19 protein-coding genes and 1 other annotated feature are annotated in these 19,049 nt (G+C 36.4%); of the genes, 17 read left to right on the top strand and 2 right to left on the bottom strand.

All coding sequences use genetic code 11. The features are described from left to right. Positions 1 to 4 precede the first annotated feature (4 nt). The 5 genes from FHL06_RS06785 (at position 5) to FHL06_RS06765 (ending at position 4,140) form a co-directional block, all read left to right on the top strand. Positions 5 to 343, top strand: a complete 339-nt coding sequence (locus tag FHL06_RS06785; RefSeq protein WP_162000153.1) for a hypothetical protein — start codon at positions 5 to 7, stop codon at positions 341 to 343. Between the two features lie 91 nt (positions 344 to 434). Next, positions 435 to 2,663: a RelA/SpoT family protein gene (locus FHL06_RS06780; protein ID WP_153385473.1), complete on the top strand. Its 2,229-nt coding sequence runs from the start codon at positions 435 to 437 to the stop codon at positions 2,661 to 2,663. After that, complete coding sequence (gene dtd / locus FHL06_RS06775; protein ID WP_153385472.1) at positions 2,663 to 3,100, top strand: D-aminoacyl-tRNA deacylase; 438 nt, start codon at positions 2,663 to 2,665, stop codon at positions 3,098 to 3,100. The genes FHL06_RS06780 and dtd overlap by 1 nt, the downstream gene beginning before the upstream one ends. Before the next feature lie 2 nt (positions 3,101 to 3,102). Continuing rightward, positions 3,103 to 3,726 carry an HAD-IA family hydrolase gene (locus FHL06_RS06770; RefSeq protein ID WP_153385471.1) on the top strand — a complete coding sequence of 208 codons (624 nt, stop codon included), beginning with the start codon at positions 3,103 to 3,105 and terminating at the stop codon, positions 3,724 to 3,726. A gap of 18 nt (positions 3,727 to 3,744) precedes the next feature. Beyond that, positions 3,745 to 4,140: a hypothetical protein gene (locus tag FHL06_RS06765; RefSeq protein WP_153385470.1), complete on the top strand. Its 396-nt coding sequence runs from the start codon at positions 3,745 to 3,747 to the stop codon at positions 4,138 to 4,140. A gap of 166 nt (positions 4,141 to 4,306) precedes the next feature. Here the strand turns inward: FHL06_RS06765 and FHL06_RS06760 are convergent, their stop codons facing one another. After that, positions 4,307 to 4,897 (bottom strand): TetR/AcrR family transcriptional regulator, encoded by a 591-nt coding sequence (locus tag FHL06_RS06760; RefSeq protein ID WP_153385469.1) that lies wholly within the window; start codon positions 4,895 to 4,897, stop codon positions 4,307 to 4,309. Positions 4,898 to 5,052: 155 nt separating this feature from the next. On the opposite strand from FHL06_RS06760, the gene FHL06_RS06755 reads away from it, so the two are divergent. Beyond that, complete coding sequence (locus tag FHL06_RS06755) at positions 5,053 to 5,649, top strand: SIR2 family NAD-dependent protein deacylase (RefSeq protein WP_238333973.1); 597 nt, start codon at positions 5,053 to 5,055, stop codon at positions 5,647 to 5,649. Positions 5,650 to 5,744: 95 nt separating this feature from the next. Further along, a complete protein-coding gene (locus tag FHL06_RS06750) occupies positions 5,745 to 6,725 on the top strand; it encodes an SIR2 family NAD-dependent protein deacylase (protein ID WP_153385468.1) in 981 nt (326 codons plus the stop codon). A gap of 48 nt (positions 6,726 to 6,773) precedes the next feature. On the opposite strand, the gene FHL06_RS06745 is transcribed toward FHL06_RS06750, so the two are convergent. Continuing rightward, positions 6,774 to 8,075, bottom strand: a complete 1,302-nt coding sequence (locus FHL06_RS06745) for an N-acetylmuramoyl-L-alanine amidase family protein (RefSeq protein WP_153385467.1) — start codon at positions 8,073 to 8,075, stop codon at positions 6,774 to 6,776. A gap of 323 nt (positions 8,076 to 8,398) precedes the next feature. Between FHL06_RS06745 and hisS the strand changes: the two genes are divergently transcribed. The 10 genes from hisS (at position 8,399) to hisD (ending at position 19,040) form a co-directional block, all read left to right on the top strand. Continuing rightward, entirely contained in the window at positions 8,399 to 9,670 is a 1,272-nt protein-coding gene (gene hisS, locus FHL06_RS06740) for a histidine--tRNA ligase (protein ID WP_153385466.1), read from the top strand. A 2-nt stretch (positions 9,671 to 9,672) separates the two neighbouring features. After that, positions 9,673 to 11,445: an aspartate--tRNA ligase gene (gene aspS / locus FHL06_RS06735; RefSeq protein WP_153385465.1), complete on the top strand. Its 1,773-nt coding sequence runs from the start codon at positions 9,673 to 9,675 to the stop codon at positions 11,443 to 11,445. Positions 11,446 to 11,685: 240 nt separating this feature from the next. After that, positions 11,686 to 12,126: a peptide-methionine (R)-S-oxide reductase MsrB gene (msrB, locus tag FHL06_RS06730; RefSeq protein WP_153385464.1), complete on the top strand. Its 441-nt coding sequence runs from the start codon at positions 11,686 to 11,688 to the stop codon at positions 12,124 to 12,126. Continuing rightward, on the top strand, positions 12,127 to 12,645 hold the full coding sequence (gene msrA, locus FHL06_RS06725) for a peptide-methionine (S)-S-oxide reductase MsrA (RefSeq protein ID WP_153385463.1): 519 nt from the start codon (positions 12,127 to 12,129) through the stop codon (positions 12,643 to 12,645). Positions 12,646 to 12,731: 86 nt separating this feature from the next. Further along, entirely contained in the window at positions 12,732 to 13,610 is an 879-nt protein-coding gene (locus tag FHL06_RS06720; protein WP_153385462.1) for a YitT family protein, read from the top strand. Positions 13,611 to 13,735: 125 nt separating this feature from the next. Then, positions 13,736 to 14,629 carry a deoxyribonuclease IV gene (locus FHL06_RS06715; RefSeq protein WP_153385461.1) on the top strand — a complete coding sequence of 298 codons (894 nt, stop codon included), beginning with the start codon at positions 13,736 to 13,738 and terminating at the stop codon, positions 14,627 to 14,629. Positions 14,630 to 14,726: 97 nt separating this feature from the next. Then, the gene (gene hisJ, locus FHL06_RS06710; protein ID WP_153385460.1) at positions 14,727 to 15,563 is read left to right on the top strand and encodes a histidinol-phosphatase HisJ; all 837 of its coding nucleotides are present in this window, start codon (positions 14,727 to 14,729) and stop codon (positions 15,561 to 15,563) included. A 69-nt stretch (positions 15,564 to 15,632) separates the two neighbouring features. Continuing rightward, positions 15,633 to 15,864: a binding site (T-box leader), on the top strand. A 92-nt stretch (positions 15,865 to 15,956) separates the two neighbouring features. Further along, the gene (locus tag FHL06_RS06705; RefSeq protein WP_153385459.1) at positions 15,957 to 17,108 is read left to right on the top strand and encodes an ATP phosphoribosyltransferase regulatory subunit; all 1,152 of its coding nucleotides are present in this window, start codon (positions 15,957 to 15,959) and stop codon (positions 17,106 to 17,108) included. Further along, complete coding sequence (gene hisG / locus FHL06_RS06700; protein ID WP_153385458.1) at positions 17,101 to 17,757, top strand: ATP phosphoribosyltransferase; 657 nt, start codon at positions 17,101 to 17,103, stop codon at positions 17,755 to 17,757. Before FHL06_RS06705 ends, hisG begins: the two co-directional genes overlap by 8 nt. After that, on the top strand, positions 17,754 to 19,040 hold the full coding sequence (hisD, locus tag FHL06_RS06695) for a histidinol dehydrogenase (RefSeq protein ID WP_153385457.1): 1,287 nt from the start codon (positions 17,754 to 17,756) through the stop codon (positions 19,038 to 19,040). The genes hisG and hisD overlap by 4 nt, the downstream gene beginning before the upstream one ends. Positions 19,041 to 19,049: the final 9 nt, after the last annotated feature.

The following is a 19,049-nucleotide window of genomic DNA, read 5'->3' as shown; positions in this document are numbered from 1 at the left end:
AATTGTGAAAAATATTTGGAAAAAAGTTGAAAAATCAAAAACAACTTACATTGCTTTAATCTCGATTATCTTGGTTTTTATTTTACCAATCTTAATTAAACTCTTTCATTTGGGAAGAACCAGTCGAATAATTTGGCTTTTCTTTGTGATTAATATCTTTTTTGCTGGTTTTATTGGTTGGTTCACCAGAAAATACGGTTTGTCTTTTTATAATTTATTTATTTTCCCAATCATTTTTGTAATCAGCGTTTTTGCAAAATATGGTCGTTATGGCTATTTTCTTACAGGCATTTACCTGCTTTTAAGTATTTTAATTTACTTTTTATTTGAAAAAGAAAAATAATTGTAATTTTGACCTAAAGGAATCATAATAATATGTAAAAATAAAAAGCACTCACTGAGTGCTTTTTATTGTAAACGGGGTGAATATTTCTATGAAAAAAAATAAAGATTATACGCCAGAGGAAGTTTTAGATATTTGCCGCGGGTATATGAATGAAGAGCACGTTGAATTTGTCAATAAGTCTTACAAGTTTGCCGCTTATGTTCATAAAGAGCAAAAACGTGCAACTGGTGAACCATATATTATTCACCCAACTCAAGTTGCTCAAATATTAGCTTCATTGCATATGGACCCTTATACTGTTGCGGCAGGGTATTTACATGATGTTGTTGAAGACACCAATGTCACTTTAGGAGATGTCAAAGAACTTTTCGGTACTCAAGTTGCAACAATTGTAGACGGCGTAACAAAAATTAGTAAATATAAATACCATTCTCACCAAGAACTTTTAGCTGAAAACCATCGGAAGATGCTTTTAGCTACGGCAAAAGACTTGCGTGTCATCATGGTCAAATTGGCCGATAGACTGCATAATATGCGGACTTTAAAGGCCTTGCGTCCTGATAAACAACGGAGAATTGCCAATGAAACTCTGGAAATTTATGCTCCTTTAGCTGATCGTTTAGGTATTAGCAAGATTAAATGGGAGCTGGAAGATTTATCGCTTCATTATATTAATCCTCAGCAATACTATCGAATCGTTCATTTGATGAATAGTAAACGTGACCAACGAGAGGCCTATATTGCGGAGGCAATTGATTATATCAAGAAGAACGTTGATGCGTTAGGGATTAAATATGATATTTATGGTCGTCCTAAACACATTTATTCCATCTATAAAAAGATGCGTGACAAGCATAAACAATTTTCCGAGTTATATGATTTATTAGCAATTAGAATCGTGGTAGATTCGGTCAAGGATTGTTATGCAGTCCTAGGTTCGATTCACTCGAAGTGGAAGCCTATTCCTGGCCGTTTTAAGGATTATATTGCTGTTCCTAAGGCCAATGGCTATCAATCGTTGCACACGACGATTATCGGTCCTGGTGGACAACCACTTGAGGTTCAGATCAGAACTTTTGAGATGCATCAAGTTGCTGAATATGGTGTTGCTGCTCACTGGGCATACAAGGAAGGTAACTTCGAGGGCGTTAAATTAGACGATAATGAACAAAAAATTGATGTCTTTCGTGAAATCCTTGAACTGCAGGAGAATTCCGATAATGCCTCTGACTTTATGAAATCAGTCAAAGGTGAAATTTTTAATGACCGGGTCTATGTTTTCACACCTGAAGGCGAAGTTATTGAATTGCCCAAGGGTGCAGTTACATTAGACTTTGCTTATCAAGTTCATACGGAAGTTGGTAATCATTCGGTCGGTGCTAAAATCAATGGCAAAATGGTGCCTTTGAATACGCAATTAAAGAATGGCGATATTGTCGAAATGTTGACTAATTCTAATTCACAGCCAAGTCGTGACTGGGTCAATACGGTTTTCACTTCTAGAGCTCGTAACAAGATTAAGCGTTACTTTAGAACTAAGGACCGTGAAGAGAACATTCAGCTTGGCCGTGAAGCGGTTGAAAATGAATTGAAGAATTGTTCACTTTCAAGCAAGAAATATTTGGACAAGAAGCATCTGGAATTGGCAATGAAGATTTTCAATTACACAGAGCCAGATGAACTGTTCAATTCAGTTGGTTATGGTGAATTGTCGCCAATCAACGTCGTTCATAAGATTTTGAGTGAAGACCCTGATCATAAGCGTGAAGCTGAGAAAAAAGAACTTGAAGAACAGGTCATCACTGATACGGATGATAAGACAGCACCAGCAACAGACAGTCCTAAATTACGCAAAGAAAGAAATAATGCCAACAGCAGCATTTCAGTTCAAGGAGTCGACAATCTCTTGATTCGTTTAGCTAAATGTTGCAGCCCAATCCCGGGAGATAAAATTGTTGGTTATATTACCAAGGGACGTGGTTTGACGATTCATCGAGCTGACTGTCCGAATGTCCAAAGCGAGGAAGCTCAAAAGCGTTTCATCGATGTCAGCTGGGATAATGTTACAAAAGAAAAGCGTTATTCAGCTGAATTGGACATTTATGCATTTAACCGCAATGGCTTGATCAATGAAGTTTTGCAGGTTATCAATTCCAATACTAATACGCTCAATAATGTCATTGGTCGTCTTGATAAAGAAAAAATGGCAATTATTCACGTCAGCATTGGTGTCAACAACAAGGAACATTTGGATAGCATCATTTCTAAATTGAAGAATATTCCAAATGTATACGAAATCAAGAGGACGGTAGCTTAATGAAAGTTGTAATACAACGTGTTAAAGATGCTAAAGTCACTGTTGACGAAAAAATCCTTGGTCAAATTGATCAAGGATTTTGTTTGTTAGTGGCTTTTGCGGATACAGATACAGAAGAAACATTGGAATACATGGCGCGTAAGATTGTGAAGATGCGGGTCTTTTCCGATGCGGATGATAAAATGAATTTATCAATTAAGGATGTCGATGGGAAAATTTTATCTATCTCTCAATTTACTTTGTACGCCGATACCAAGCATGGCAATCGACCAAGTTTTACGGGAGCAGGGAATTTTGTTGCTTCAAGTAAAAAATATGATCATTTCAATGATTTGTTACGAGGATACGATTTGACTGTCGAAACTGGCGAATTTGGAGCTGATATGCAAGTATCAATTACCAATGACGGACCAGTGACTATAATAATGGAGAGATAACTATGAAAAGTATTGTTTGGGATTTTGATGATACCATTGCCAACAGTTATCCGGGGATTGTCTCAGCAACTCAAAAATCTCTACGAGAAAATTTTGGCATTAGTTTGTCAAAAGATACAATTTTTAAAGAAGCTAAGAAGACTTCAATTAGACGATTCGTCACTGATTTATTAAAAGACGAAGAGGATCAAAAACAAGCTGTCAAAGTTTTTTATGCATCATATTTCCGTTTTGAAAAAGAATATCATGATAAAATAACTTTAATTCCACATGTAAAAAATGTTTTAAAGTATTGTGATGAAAAGCATTATGTCCAATTCATCATAACGCATCGTGATCAATCGATTTATGATTTAGCTAAAAGTTTAGGAATCGAGCATTATTTTAAAGAAATCGTCAGTGTCAGCGATGGTTTTAAACGTAAACCTAATCCGGAAATGTTAAATTATTTAATCGATAAATATGATTTGAAATCTGATGGTCTTTGGGTCATAGGCGATCGACAAATCGACATAGAGTTTGGTAAGGGCGTTGGTGCACATACAATTCTCTTAAACTCAGAAAAAGTTGATTTTGCTTGCGACCATCAAGTAAGTGATTTATTGGATGTTGAAAAAATAATTTAATGTTAATGGATGAAAAATATGGAAAACAAACTCGAAAAATTAACGTACGATCAAATTGTAGCAATTCACCTAGCAATTAATGATAGTGAAGAAATCACTTTTAGTGAAAAAAGGCTTCAAAGCAATGTTGAATTCTTGAATCAATTTGACAACTTGAACGTTTATTTAACACATTTGTTTTGCACAATAATTTGTGATGATATCTTTGCAAAGGATAATATTCAAACTGCAATTGTGGCAATGGACTTCTTTTTGCGACGTAATGGTTATTGTTTAGATTTAGCCAATAAAGAAGAGCACAAGACGATTATGGACTTAGTGAAAACTATTCAAGATAGTCGTGAATTAAAGAAGACTGAACTTAACTATATTCAATCTCGATTAGCAGATTGTGTTCACCCATATAGTGATTAAGATATTTTACTTAAAGAGTTTAAGATATAACTATTTTTCTCCTGAATTTGCAGCATAAACGGGGAACATAGCATAGCTTTTTATGCTTAAAACAAATAGCTCCTGGTAATCAGAGTGCGATTACCAGGAGCTATTTGCCTTAATGCTGTGTTATATTTCGCGCTCTTTATTTTGAGCTAATTACCTTATATCCACCACTAGTAAATTTATTCAGCAATTGCAAATCGTGATACCAGGCCTCATCTTTGACAAAATGATGTTTCTTATTGATGGCAAAGGAACCATGAATGGCATAAATAAAGAGTAATTCAGCTTCTGATTTGCTAAGCCCGGTTCGTTTTTGAATAGATGGAACAGTTCGAGATTTTTCATGTTTAATAATGCGGCCGATAATATAATCGCTCAGACTAGGATCCATTAATAAATGATGATACTTGGGAGAATCGGCCACTCGTTGACAAGCTGGCAGTAATGACTCGTTTTCTTTTAAGACGTCGATTGATGGATTATCTTCAAAAGACATTGGTTCTACTTCCGTGTTAGAGAAGAGTAGGGCTTCATCAAGAACTTCATTTAAAACGTCAGTCAAATTATCAAAATGGAGATAAAAAGTCGAACGAGTGATTTCTGCTTCACGACAAAGCGAAGTAACGTTTATTTGACTGTAAGAATTTTGTTCGATTAATTTTAAAAAAGCTTTTTTAATGGCATTGATTGTATAGACTGTGCGACGATCTGTTTTACGTTTGTTTTTCATAAAACTCCTTTACATATTTCCTGATCCGTCAGATTAAAAACACTTTTAAAAAGTTGTTCTTAATTTCTGGCGGCTTTTTGTTTAGTATCTAGTTAATAAAATACACGTTGTAAATAATTATACAACTAGTCAATCATTTTATTAAGGAGGATAAAATGAATCAAGAGATAATTAAAGCTAAAAAAATGCTTGATAATAGCGATGCCATTTTAATCAGTGCCAGCAATGGGTTGTCAATTGCAGAAGGATACAACATTTTTGCAGACGATGAGAATTTTCGCAAATATTTTAATGAATTTAAATCGCTCTATGGCATATCCAGTTTGATTCAAGGTGTTTTTGCCCAAATACCGCAAACCGATCACCAGGTATTTATGCATAAAGTCCATCAATTAATGATTGATGATTATCAGCCCAATCAAACCTTTGGCAATTTAAAAAATATCTTGCATCAAAAAGATTATTTTGTCGTGACATCGAATGCTGATACGCATTTTCAATTGAATGGTTTTGACCCAGATAAAATTTTTGAAGTTGAAGGTAATTTTGATGGTCTTGAAATAAAGTCTGTGGCATGGGAGAAGCAACAGACTCGATTTGAAAAATTTATTACTGATTATAAAGACAAGAAAGTTGTGCAATTGGAACTAGGAATCGGCGCCAACAATAAAATGATCAAATTACCATTGATGAGTTTAGTTTCCCAAGATAAATTGGTCCTTCATTACGTTAAATATGTCCAAAGAAATTAACGTGCCTACAGAAATCAGTAACCGTTCAGCTTCATTGGCTGGCGACATTGGACAAACATTTAAGAGTTTATTAGCAGTTGAGGAGAATTGAAATTATGCAAAGAGAACAATCACTGTACGAAAAAATCGTTATGGAAACGCAAGTCAATTATCAAAATTATTTTAACTTATACGCTAAAGGCGGTACACCGGTTGTTTTAACTGAAAATAAACCACTGCCTTATGATGAACAGATCAAGGTCTTTGCCGAAAAGATCAAACAAGCGACTCACGTTATTGTCGGGGGTGCTTCAGGCCTATCAGCTGCTGGTGGTGGAGACTTTTATTATGAGAACAATGATTCATTCAAAAAGTATTTTGGGAAATTTGCAAAGAAATATCCTCTTAAAGGTGCTTTTTCAGGGATGAATTATCCTTGGTCGAGTCGTGAAGAGTTCTGGGGTTACATGGCAACTTTTCTTCACACAACCCAACATGCTCCAGTTAGAAAGCCTTATCGAGACTTGCAAGCTATCTTAAAGGATAAAGACTACTTCATTTTGACAACTAACCAAGATACACAAGCAATTAAGGCTTTTCCTGAAGAGAAGGTTGCCCAGATCCAAGGAGATCACCGCTTTTTCCAGTGCTCTAGGCAATGTAGCGATAAAGTTTGGGATGCGGTTAAACCGGTCCAAGAAATGGTTGATGCCATGGGTGATGATACTAAGATTCCTAGCGAATTGATTCCTAGATGTTCTAATTGTGGTGCTGAGGCCTTTCCTTGGGTCAGAGGCTATGGTAATTTCTTAGAGGGAACAAGGTATCAACAAGAGTATCAAAAGATTTCTGATGATGTTGTAGCTCATTTACATGACAGTCATGTGCTCTTTATTGAATTAGGAGTTGGCCGAATGACACCAATGTTCATCCAAGAACCATTCTGGGCTTTGACTAACAGTTTGGATGGTGCGTACGATATCATGGTCAATCGTGATCACCAGTTTTTGCCAAAGCAAATTGAAAACAAGGGTCAAGCTATTAAAGCCGACATCGATAAAGTTTTGGACGATGTCCGTTTGGAGCTTGGTAAATAAATTTCATTAAAAAAGAGTTTCAACGAAAAATTCGTTGAAACTCTTTTATTATTTAAAGTATTCTTTTAAGCCATTAGTTACATCAGTAGCAACTTGTTGCTTATAAGTATCTGATTTAATGTATTTATAGTCTGACTTGGAATTGATATAGCCTAATTCAATCAAGACTGATGGTTGACTGTTGTAATGCAATACGTAGAGATCTTTTTGTGCTGTACCACGATTGCCGATTGACAAGCCCTTTAATTGGCTATTGAGATCAGTAGCTAATTGACCATCTTTATTCTTGTTGTAGTAGTAAGTAGTTACACCAGAACCGGAATTTGCTTGTGCACTAGAGTCGAAGTGGAGACTGATAAAAGCATCCGCTTGAATCTTACTTGAGAGTCGAGCTCTTGCACCAAGCGATTTACTGTTGTCGCCAGATCTTGTCAAGACTACTCGAGCACCTGTTTTTTCAAGTTGTTCCTTGATAGCCTTAGCATAAGAAAGGGTGAAGTTCTTTTCAAAAGTCTTCTTCTTTGATTCAGCACCAGAGTCATCGCCACCATGTCCAGGGTCAATCACGATGGTAGCCTCAGAAATATTAGTGGCGGCGGATTTAACAGCGCTCTTTGTACCTGTTACAGTTACGACCCAACTAGCAACATAGCCAACTGAACCATCGGTATCGCGAACTTTGTACCATTTACCATTTTTACCAAGATAATCAAACTGTTTGCCAACTTTGACGGTTTTGACGACACGTCCATTTTGGTTAGGCTCAATTCTTAATTTGGTACTTGGTTGAGTAACGGTAACTTTTTTAATGTCATTATCAGAGGTAGTAGAACTATTTGATGAACCAGAAGTTTCTTGAGTACTTTGGATAAAACTAGACTTGACCCAGCCAGCAGTTCCGTTATAAAGAATCTGCGTCCAGTCTTGTTCACGGTACATGATAGTAACCTTTTGCGATTGCTCGATTGTGCCTAAGACATTACTATTAGCATCGGCGCTCTTGAAGACAGTCGTATTTGGTACTTTAACAATACCTACTTTATTGGTTGTCGAGCTTACATCAGTGTTGTCGATCAACCAGCTGGCAACCCAGCCAATTTTGTCACCGGATAATCTAACTTGATACCATTTGTTTTTTTCAGCTAAAATAGCTAATTTATCGCCTTTTTTCACTTGTCCCATATTGGCGTAAGCTAAGCCTGGTCCAACACGGACATTAACTGAATCTGATTGGACGACAACAGCATTAGCACTTGCTAAGGCGACAGTTGACCAACTTGATAGAGCGATTAATAACAAAATAGCAACAAGGATTCGGTTTTTAACAAAAAATTTAATAATTTTTTTCATTTCACTGATTCCTTTATTGTTTAACGACTGATAATCCTATAACTATATATTACTGAATATTTGTCCAACTTGAAAGAATAGAATACTAATTTCTTTGATAAAACTTGACTTTTTTAGTAAATTTGGATATTTTATAACTATATTACGAATCAAGAAAGGTTGTTTTACAGAGAATCTGGTGGCTGAGAGCAGATAACAATTGTTGTGTGACTTTTTTATCGTTCGGCAGGCGTTAACTGCAGCAAAAAAACTAGGTGGTACCGTGCAAATTGCGCCCTTGTCTTATTCAGACAGGGGTGCTTTTTTATTTTAAGGAGGATTTTATGCGTTATCAAAAACCAAAGGGGACGATGGACATTTTGCCCGGAGATTCCAAAAAGTGGCAATATGTTGAATCTATTGCTCAAGATACGTTCAATAAGTATCGTTTTTCGGAAATAAGAACACCGATCTTTGAATCATACGAAGTCTTTGAAAGATCTTCAGGTGATACATCTGATATTGTTTCAAAGGAAATGTATGATTTTCACGATAAGGGTGATCGACACATTGCTTTGCGTCCTGAAGGAACAGCAGGCGTTGTGCGTGCATACGTTGAAAATAAACTATATGGACCTGAACATATCAAGCCTTATAAAGTTTGGTACAAGGGACCAATGTTTAGATATGAACGTCCTCAATCAGGTCGTCAACGCCAATTTCACCAAATTGGTGTCGAAGCCTTTGGTTCAGATTCTCCTGAATTAGATGCTGAAATCATTTCAGTCGGTTTGGAATTTTTGAACCGTTTAGGTATTAAGAATTTGAAGGTTGCTTTGAACTCACTTGGCGATCCCGAATCACGAGCCGCTTATCATCAAGCATTGGTGGATTACTTCACTCCATTTAAAGATCAATTAAGCGATGACTCTAAAGTACGTTTGGAAAAGAATCCATTGCGTATCCTTGACAGTAAAGACAAGGGTGACAAGAAAATCGTGGCTAATGCTCCATCAATTTTGGATTATTTAAATGAAGCATCTAAAGACCGCTTTGAATATCTCAAGTCTCTATTAGACGATTTGGGTGTCAATTATGAGGTTGATTCAACAATGGTTCGTGGTCTAGATTATTACAACCACACGATTTTTGAATTCATGGTCACTGATCCAGCTTTTGACAATAAGGAAATTACTGTTCTTGCTGGTGGTCGTTACAATGGACTCGTTGAAGAACTCGGTGGACCACAGACTCCTGGAATTGGTTTTGGCCTTGGAGTAGAAAGATTGATGTTGTTGCTAAAGGATGAAGATTTGCCTGCAAGTGACGACTTAGATGTTTATTTAGTAACAATCGGTGAAAAGGCAGAACGTGCTTCAGTTAAGATTCTTGTGGGCCTACGTCAAGCTGGTTTTTGTGCCGATAAGGATTATCTTCAAAGAAAAATTAAAGCGCAATTTAAGACAGCCAACAATTTGAATGCTAAATATACCGTGACAATTGGTGACTCTGAATTGGAAAATGACACTGCAAGTGTTAAAAATATGGCAACAGGTGAACAAATCAGCGTTTCACTAGAAAACTTAGCTGAAGAATTGAAAAAGATCGAGGGATAATTATGGAAGAAAGAACAGATTATTGCGGAAACATCACTGAAGAATATGTCGGTAAAAAAGTTTCCCTAGACGGCTGGGTACAACGTCGCCGTGATTTAGGTGGCTTGATCTTCGTTGATTTAAGAGATTACAAGGGTATCGTACAATTAGTCTTCAATACTGATCACCAAGATGTACTTGACGTTGCTGAAACGTTGAGATCAGAATATGTTATCAACGCCATTGGTACAGTTAGACTCCGTGGCGAAGGTGCAACTAATGAAGAAATGACAACAGGTAAAGTTGAAGTTGTTGTTGAAAAAGTTGAGATTTTGAATAAATCACTGACACCACCATTTGAAATCAAAGATGATATCGATTCTTCAGAAGAAACAAAATTGAAGTATCGTTACCTTGATTTACGTAGACCTGAAATGCAAAAAGCTATCAGAACTCGTGCTCAAATCAAGCATTCAGTTAATGAATATCTTTATGACAATGGCTTTATCGACATTGAAACACCAAACCTAACTCCATCAACTCCTGAAGGTGCTCGTGATTACTTAGTTCCTTCACGTGTTTATCCTGGTCGTTTCTTCGCTCTTCCACAATCACCACAATTGTTCAAGCAATTATTGATGGTTGGTGGATTTGACCGTTACTTCCAATTAGCACATTGTTTCCGTGATGAAGACCTTCGTGGAGACCGTCAACCAGAATTTACTCAAATCGATCTTGAAACTAGTTTCATGAGTAAAGAAGAAATTCAAACAGTTACTGAAGGACTTATTGCTCGTGTCATGAAAGATGAAAAAGGTATCGAAGTTAAGACTCCTTTCCCAAGAATCGATTGGGACGACGCTATGGCACGCTTTGGTTCAGATAAGCCTGACGTTCGTTTTGGTATGGAGTTGCAAGACTTAAGTGAAACCTTCAAGGATAGTGGCTTCAAAGTCTTCAAGGGTACGATTGATAATGGTGGTCAAGTTAAGACTATCGTTGTTAAAGGCGGTGCTGATAAGTATTCACGTAAAAATATCGAAAGCTATCAAGAATATATCAAACGTTTTGGTGCCAAAGGCTTAGCTTGGGCTAAATTTAATGACAACGAATTAACTGGTGGCGTATCTAAATTCATCAAGGACCAACAAGATGCTCTAGTAGAACGTTTAGGCCTTGAAAATGATGATTTGTTACTATTTGTCGCTGACAATAAAAAAGTTGTTGCAGACGCTTTAGGTTACTTGAGAAACGCTATTGCTAAAGAACAACAACTTTATGATCCTAACGAATTTGCCTTTATCTGGGTCGTTAACTGGCCATTGTTTGAGTATGATGAAGGAATCAAGCGTTGGACGGCTGCTCACCACCCATTCACAATGCCAAATGAAGAAGATGTTCACTATCTAAATGATGGCGAAGATCCTCACAAAGCATATGCTCAAAGTTACGATATCGTCTTGAACGGTTATGAACTTGGTGGGGGCTCAATTCGTATCCACGATTACAAGATTCAAGAGAAGATGTTGAAAGCTTTGGACTTCACAAAAGAAAAAGCTTATGAACAATTCGGCTTCCTACTAGATGCTTTACAATACGGTTGTCCTCCACATGGTGGTTTGGCTATTGGTTTGGATAGATTTGCTATGTTATTGTCTGGCAAAGATAATATCCGTGATGTGATTGCATTCCCTAAGAATTCTAATGCTACAGAACCGATGACTCACGCTCCATTAGAAGTTTCAAAGCAACAATTAGATGATTTGGGCATCGAAATCAAAAAAGATAATCAATAATATTTAGAATAATGCAGGAGTCATATTGGTAATAACTGATATGACTTTTTTTATATGAAAAATTATCATTGAAATTACTAGTTTATTAGCGGTAAACTTAAAATAACATTAGAAAATTATTCAAATTGTGCACAATTTAACAATCAAACTAACTGCCACAGTAAGATTGTGAGCATAATTCTAGATTAAATTTTTCTGGTGTTTATACTGGAACATGTAATAAAGAGAAGGAGTGATTTTATGGCAGACTACAAAAAAGATTTAACTGGTCTAACTGATGAGGAATATGAGGTGACTCAACACGCTGCCACTGAACGTGCTTTCACTGGTAAGTATGATGATTTCTATAAAAAGGGAATTTACGTTGATGTAACTTCTGGTGAACCATTATTCTCTTCAGCTAAGAAGTATGATGCTGGCTGCGGTTGGCCTTCATTTAGTGAACCAATTGCTAAATTAAAGGAGCATCGTGATACATCTCTAGGTATGGAAAGAACTGAATTGACTAGTAAATCAGCCGATTCACATTTGGGACATGTATTTACTGATGGTCCTGAAGAATTAGGCGGTTTGAGATACTGCATTAATTCTGCTTCATTAAAATTTGTTCCATATGAAGAAATGGATGAAAAAGGTTATTCTGACTACAAAAAATATGTTGAAGATGGGGATGCTGAATAAATGAAAGAAGAAACTGCAATTTTTGCTGGGGGCTGCTTTTGGTGCATGGTAAGTCCTTTTGATCAACAACCAGGTATTATTTCAGTTGTTTCTGGTTATACTGGTGGTCATGTAGCAAATCCAACTTATGAGCAAGTGTGTTCTGAAACTACTGGACATACAGAAGCAGTTAAAATCACATTTGATGCCGATGTAATTTCTTACAAAGATTTAGTTGAAATTTATTGGCAAGTAGCTGATCCAACTGATGCTACTGGTCAATTTCAGGATCGTGGCGACAGTTATCGTCCTGTAATCTACTATGCCAATGATGAACAAAAAGAAATTGCCGAAACGTCTAAAAAGACTCTTGCTGAATCTGGTGAATTCGATGATCCAATCGTGACTCAAATTCTTCCTGCTAAAACCTTCTATGATGCCGAAGACTACCACCAGGATTTCTACAAGAAAAATCCGCTTCGTTATCAAATGGAAGAAATGGGCGGACGTGGTGATTTTATAAAAAAGCACCGTAAATAATATAAATATTATAAAAAGCCTGAAAAAAATCTTAATTGTGCTAATATGTTGTAAGTAACTTAACACAATTAGGAGAATTTATTAGTATGGGTGAATTAGATAAGCTGATCGAAAGGCATCAGTACTTATCAAAAGTTTCAATAGCATTTCTGTATTCAATTGCTGTATCGATTGCGGTTAATATGTTCTGGACTCCGGGTGGGATTTATGGTTCTGGAGTAACCGGTGCTGCGCAGTTGGTTTCAACAATTTCACATCGGTGGATGCCATTTAATATTTCTACAGCTGTTATGTACTTTGTATTGAATGGTCCACTTTTTGTGCTGTCTTGGAGAAAGATAGACCACAAATTTACCGTCTTTACGATAATTGCAGTCGCTTTAGCCAGTATGATGATGCATCTGTTGCCACCAATTAAAATTACGGCAGATCCATTAGTCTGTGCCATCTTTGGTGCGGTTGCCAATGGATTCGGTACCGGAATGGCTTTAAGAAATGGTATTTCAACAGGTGGTATTGATATTCTTGGGATTATTCTGAGAAAGCGGACTGGTAAAAGCGTTGGAACGATAAATATTATGTTTAATATCTTTATCGTTGCCTGTGCCGGATTATTGTTCGGTTGGGTCCACGCTTTGTACAGTGCGGTCAGTATCTTCATCAATGGTCAGGTAATTGACATGATTTATAACAAGGATCAAAAGTTACAAGTGATGATCGTTACTTCTAAGCCAAAGAATGTTATTACGCAGATTCAAAATGAAATGAGACGTGGAATTACTATCGTGCATGATGCCGAGGGTGCTTACAAGCATGAAGAGAAGACAATTCTCTTTACTGTTATCTCTCGTTCAGAGTTGCATGATTTGGAAACGGCGATGGCAAAATCTGATCCGCACGCTTTTGTTAGTGTCACGGATACGGTTAAAGTCATGGGTCGATTCTATCAAGCTCATATTTATTAAAATAAAATTTAAATATATAATCATTTTCTAAATGGGTAGACTAATCATTATTGGTTAATCTACCTGTTTTTTTTGATTGTTTGCCTATGCTATAATTTTCTTTGCATAGGGATGGAGGATTTTAAATGATAATTGGATCACACGTTGCCATGAAGGCACCTAAAATGTTAGCTGGTTCAGCTAAGGAAGCACATAGCTATGGTGCTAACACGATGATGATTTTTACTGGAGCACCGCAAAACACTCGTCGAAAAGATGTTTCGGAAATGAATATTCCTGAGGGTCAGCGTCTATTGAAACTTTATGGAATTGATCATGTTATTGGTCATGCTCCATATATTGTTAATTTAGGTAATACAGTCAAGCCCCAGAATTTGAATTTTGGGATTTCATTTATGCACGATGAATTTAAGCGTTGCGATGCTTTAGGAATTGAAGCCTTAAGCTTTCATCCAGGAGCACATTTAAAAAAAGGTCCAGAAGTGGCTATCAAGCAGGTTGGCCAAGCGTTGAATGAAGCCATTGATCCTAACCAAAAAGTTTCCGTTGCGATTGAAACTATGGCCGGTAAAGGTACCGAAATTGGGACTAGTTTTGAACAAATCGCGGAAATCTTTGATAACTGTGCCCAAAGCGATAAACTATCGGTTACGATGGATACTTGTCATATGAGTGATGCTGGTTATGATATTAAAAATGATTTTGATGGTGTTCTAAACGAATTCGACCATATTATTGGTTTGGATAAATTATCTGTAATCCATTTAAACGACTCAAAAAATGAAATCGGTTCGCATAAAGACCGTCACGAAGACATTGGTTTTGGTACAATTGGTTTCGATGCCTTAAGCTATGTTGCCCACCATCCACAATTGGAGAATGTTCCGAAAATTATGGAAACCCCATATGTGAAAAAAGATGAAAACGATAAAAAGGGCGTTGCTCCTTTTAAAGCAGAAATCTACATGTTAGTAGCTGATAAATTTGATCCAGAAATGAAAAATAAATTAATTAAATAGCCGAGTCGCACTCTAATTTGAGTGCGATTTTTTATTGATTATTTTTTGGAATTAGTATTAAGATACTATATAAAAATAATCAAACAGGGGTGATTCAATGTTAATGGATGGACATACGCACACTGAGCTTTGTCCGCATGGAAGTGGCGAGCCGCTAGAAAAGATGATTTTACGCGCAATTCACATGGGTCTAAAAAAGTATTGCATCACAGAACATGCCCCTTTGCCACCTGATTTTAAAAATAGCTATCAAGGGAGCAAAAGCGGCATCGATGAAGCGTCGATAAGTTTTGACGACTTACCCAGATATTTTGCTTTGACTGAAAAAATGCAAAAAAAATATGGTGACGAAATTGATATCACAATAGGATTTGAAGTTGATTATTTAGAAGGTTTTGAAGATTTCACCAAAACATTTTTGGATGAATATGGACCAAGGACGCAAGAAAACATTTTATCGGTTCACTTCATGAAAGGAACAAATAATAAATTTTGGTGCGTTGATAATGGCGTAGAAGATTTTGAAAATGGTTTTGAAAGTTACATCAAAAATCCTCAAAAGATTTTTAAGCTTTATTATCAAACCATTCAAAAATCGGTTGAAGCGGATTTGGGGAAATATGCTCCACAAAGAATTGGACATATGAGTTTGGTTAGAAAATATCAGGATTATTTTAATTTAACTGAAGATTTAGATGACAATAATTTAAAGTTGGTTAATGATATTTTGTCTAAAATTAAAAGACAAGATCGACAACTAGATTTAAATTTAGCTGGTTTATATAAACCACTGTGCAATGATTTTTATCCAGGGAAACAAATTTTAAATCTTGCTCAAAAACTCTCGATTCCTTTAGTTTACGGTTCTGATGCTCATGATATTGAATCTGTTGGTCGGGGAATTCACTTATTAAAAACTTTAATTAACTATTGACATTTCCAAATTCAGCGCCTATTATTACAACTAAATTAAATTCACTAATATTTTACTAATCAAATTATAATAATAGTCATGAATAGGACAAGTAAATATTGATCCCTCCTCAAGAGAGTTTCAGTAGCTGGAAATGAAACGGAAATTAATGTTGAACACACACCTATGAATAACTTCAAAGCTGAATCAAGTAGGCTTTGACGATACGGGTTCGTTATCCCAGTTGACACAGCCAACATGAGGTTTAATTCGCAAGGATTAAACGAAGGTGAGGTGGAACCACGTAAATTACGTCCTCTTAGCAATTATTTGCTAAAAGGGCTTTTTTATTCTCATTTTTTGTTTTGCTGTTTCAAAATTTATTCGATTAGTAAGGAAGATGGGGGCGTTGAAATGAATAATAATTTATTACCATTAGGAACTCGCGATGAGTTCGGTCAAAGAGCGGTGGTCAAAAAACATCTAATCTCAGTGATTGAAAATTCAATTTCCACTCGTGGATTTTCTAAGATCTCAACGCCACTTTTGGAAAAACAAGCTGTTTTTGAACCATATCAATTAGGCAATTATCAATTGTACCGTTTGCTTGATCAGGAAGGCGAAACCATCGTTTTACGACCAGACATGACTTTGCCCATTGCAAGATTCTTAAGTTCGACCAATGTTTCTTTACCACAAAAATTTTGGTATCTCGGCGATATTTTTAGAATTAGTCGCAAACTCTCGGGTTCGTACAACGAGTTAACTCAAGCAGGGATTGAATTAGTCGGGTATCCCTCAATCAAAGCTGAGTTTGAATGTTTAGTTTTAGTCAATCAACTCAGTCAAAAATTGTTGGATGAGCCAATTGAGTTGGAACTTGGTATGGCAGACTTTGCCGAAGTTGTTTTATCGCAAGTGACGTCCAATGAGGAATTGAAAAAAACCGTAGCTCAAGCATTATTCGATAAACAAATTCCTAAGTATGAACAATTAATTGCACAATTTAAAGATAAATCAGAATATCAATTTTTACTTCAGTGGCCCAGACTTTTTGGTAAACCTGAAAAAATTTTTAAAGAATTAAAAAAATTTGATTTATCCTCTAAGGTTCAACAACGAATCAAAAAATTGCAAGAGGTTGTTTCGTGGGCTAAGAAAAATCTTTTGAACCAAACTTTTTCAATCGATTTGAGTAGTCAGGCCCCACAACAATATTACACAGGATTAACTTTTCGGGGGTTTTCTAAAGCGGGATCAGGATATTTATTCAGCGGAGGTCGTTACGATAAATTATTAGCTAATTTCCAAGATGTGAGTGAATCAGCTGTTGGCATGGGAATCAATATTGATTTAATTACAGATTTAGTCGTCAACAAGACAAAACCAAAAAAGAAGCAATTGATTTACTTCAAAACCAATCAATGGCAAGAAGCAGAGTCGTTGTTGAAGGGTACTCCAGGAGGCATTCTTTCGCTTTCGGACAATTTGAATAATGCTCAAATCGAAGCAAAAAAATTGAATGCAACTTTAATCGATATGACAGAGGGTGAATTTATTGGCTGAAAGACGTTTAAAGATAGCTTTAACCAAAGGACGAGTAGAAAAACAAGTTGTCCCAATACTTGAAAAAGCTGGTATCAATTGCGACCAAATTCGGAATAAACAAAGAAGATTGATTTTTAACTCCGATAGTCAACCTTATCAATTTATTTTAGCTAAGGGTCCAGATGTAACGACTTTTTTAGAACGAGGAGCAGCTGATATTGGTATCGTTGGGAGCGATATTTTAACAGAGCATCAAAGTTCACAGTATGAACTATTAGATTTAAATGTTGGCAGATGTCAGTTCGTTTTAGCTTCAACTAAAGAATTCAATCCGAAAGCACCAAAAAGAAAGATTATCGGAACTAAATATCCAGTAATAACGAAACACTATTTTGATTCTTTAGGACAAGATGCTGAAATTATTAAAATTGAAGGCTCAGTTGAATTAGCGCCTTTAACTGGATTGGCTGATGCAATCGTCGATATTACGGAGACTGGGACAACGATTCGAGAAAACAATTTAAAAATTTTTGATTATTTAGATAAAGTTTCAACCCGATTAGTAGTCAATCGGATGGCTTTGAAACAAAGACCAGAAATGATTTTTGAATTCGTCGATCGACTCAAGGCTGTTGTAGAAAATGAAAAGATGGGGCAAGCACAATGAAAATCGTACAAAAAAGTTTAAATGAATTGGAAAAAATGGTTCAAATGAAGACTCGTCAATTGACTGATCCTAAGGTTGTAGAATCGGTCAGTCAAATAATCAATGATGTGGTTGAAAATGGCGATCAGGCCTTAAAAAAATATGAACAAAAATTTGATAATGTTAACATCGATAATTTCAAATTGAGTCAAGAAACAATTGATCAAGCTTATCAAGCAATCGACCCAGATGTTAAGAATGCTTTGTTATTAGCTAAGAGAAATATTGTTAGCTTTCACAAGAAGGAATTAGAAAATGGCTTTATTGATAGTGAACAGCCAGGAGTGATTCGAGGACAAAAGTTAGTTCCGTTACAAAAAGTTGGCCTTTACGTTCCAGGGGGTACTGCAGCTTATCCTTCAACTATTTTAATGAGTGCCTTGCCAGCCAAAATAGCTGGTGTGAAACAAGTTGTAATTGTGACCCCACCTCAAAAAGATGGCATTTCTAAAGCTGTTTTAGCAGCTGCCAAAATTGCCGGCGTCGATGCTATTTATCAAGTTGGTGGCGCTCAAGCAATTGCTGCCTTAGCTTATGGGACGAAATCCATTCCTCGAGTTGATAAAATCGTTGGTCCAGGAAATGTCTTCGTAGCTACAGCTAAGAAACAAGTTTTTGGTCAGGTCGCGATTGATATGGTAGCTGGCCCCTCAGAAATTGGCATTATCGCTGATGATTCAGCAGATTCTAAACAATTAGCAGCTGATTTATTATCGCAAGCCGAACACGACAAGTTAGCACGACCAATTTTAGTGACCGATAGTTTGAAATTAGCCCAATCCGTGAGCGAGAATGTCGATTCGCAATTAAAGGTTTTGCCACGTCTAGAAATTGCCAGTGCTTCGGTACAAAATAAGGGCTTTATTGCAGTTGTTGAAAAAGTTGAAGATATGTTCACTTTGATGAATACAGTTGCTCCTGAACATTTGGAAATCCAATTAGAAAATCCTACGCAATATCTCAATTCGATTAAAAATACTGGCTCAGTCTTTTTAGGAAAATATGCGTCTGAACCTTTAGGGGATTATGTAGCTGGACCTAATCATATTTTGCCCACTGGCGGGACAGCTAGATTTTCATCGCCATTAGGTGTTTATGACTTTGTCAAAAGAACGTCATTTATTCAGTACACTAAAAAAGCACTGGCGAAAGAGGCTCAAGCAATCACTACTTTGGCCAGAGTTGAAGGATTAGAAGGACACGCAAGAGCAATCGAATCACGTTTCGATAAATATTACGACTAAGGAGATTCT

The sequence above is a fragment of the Companilactobacillus halodurans genome (assembly GCF_009600985.1).
GTDB lineage: Bacteria > Bacillota > Bacilli > Lactobacillales > Lactobacillaceae > Companilactobacillus > Companilactobacillus halodurans.
Note: the sequence above shows the minus strand (reverse complement) of the source record. Positions and strands in the feature narration are given on the sequence as shown.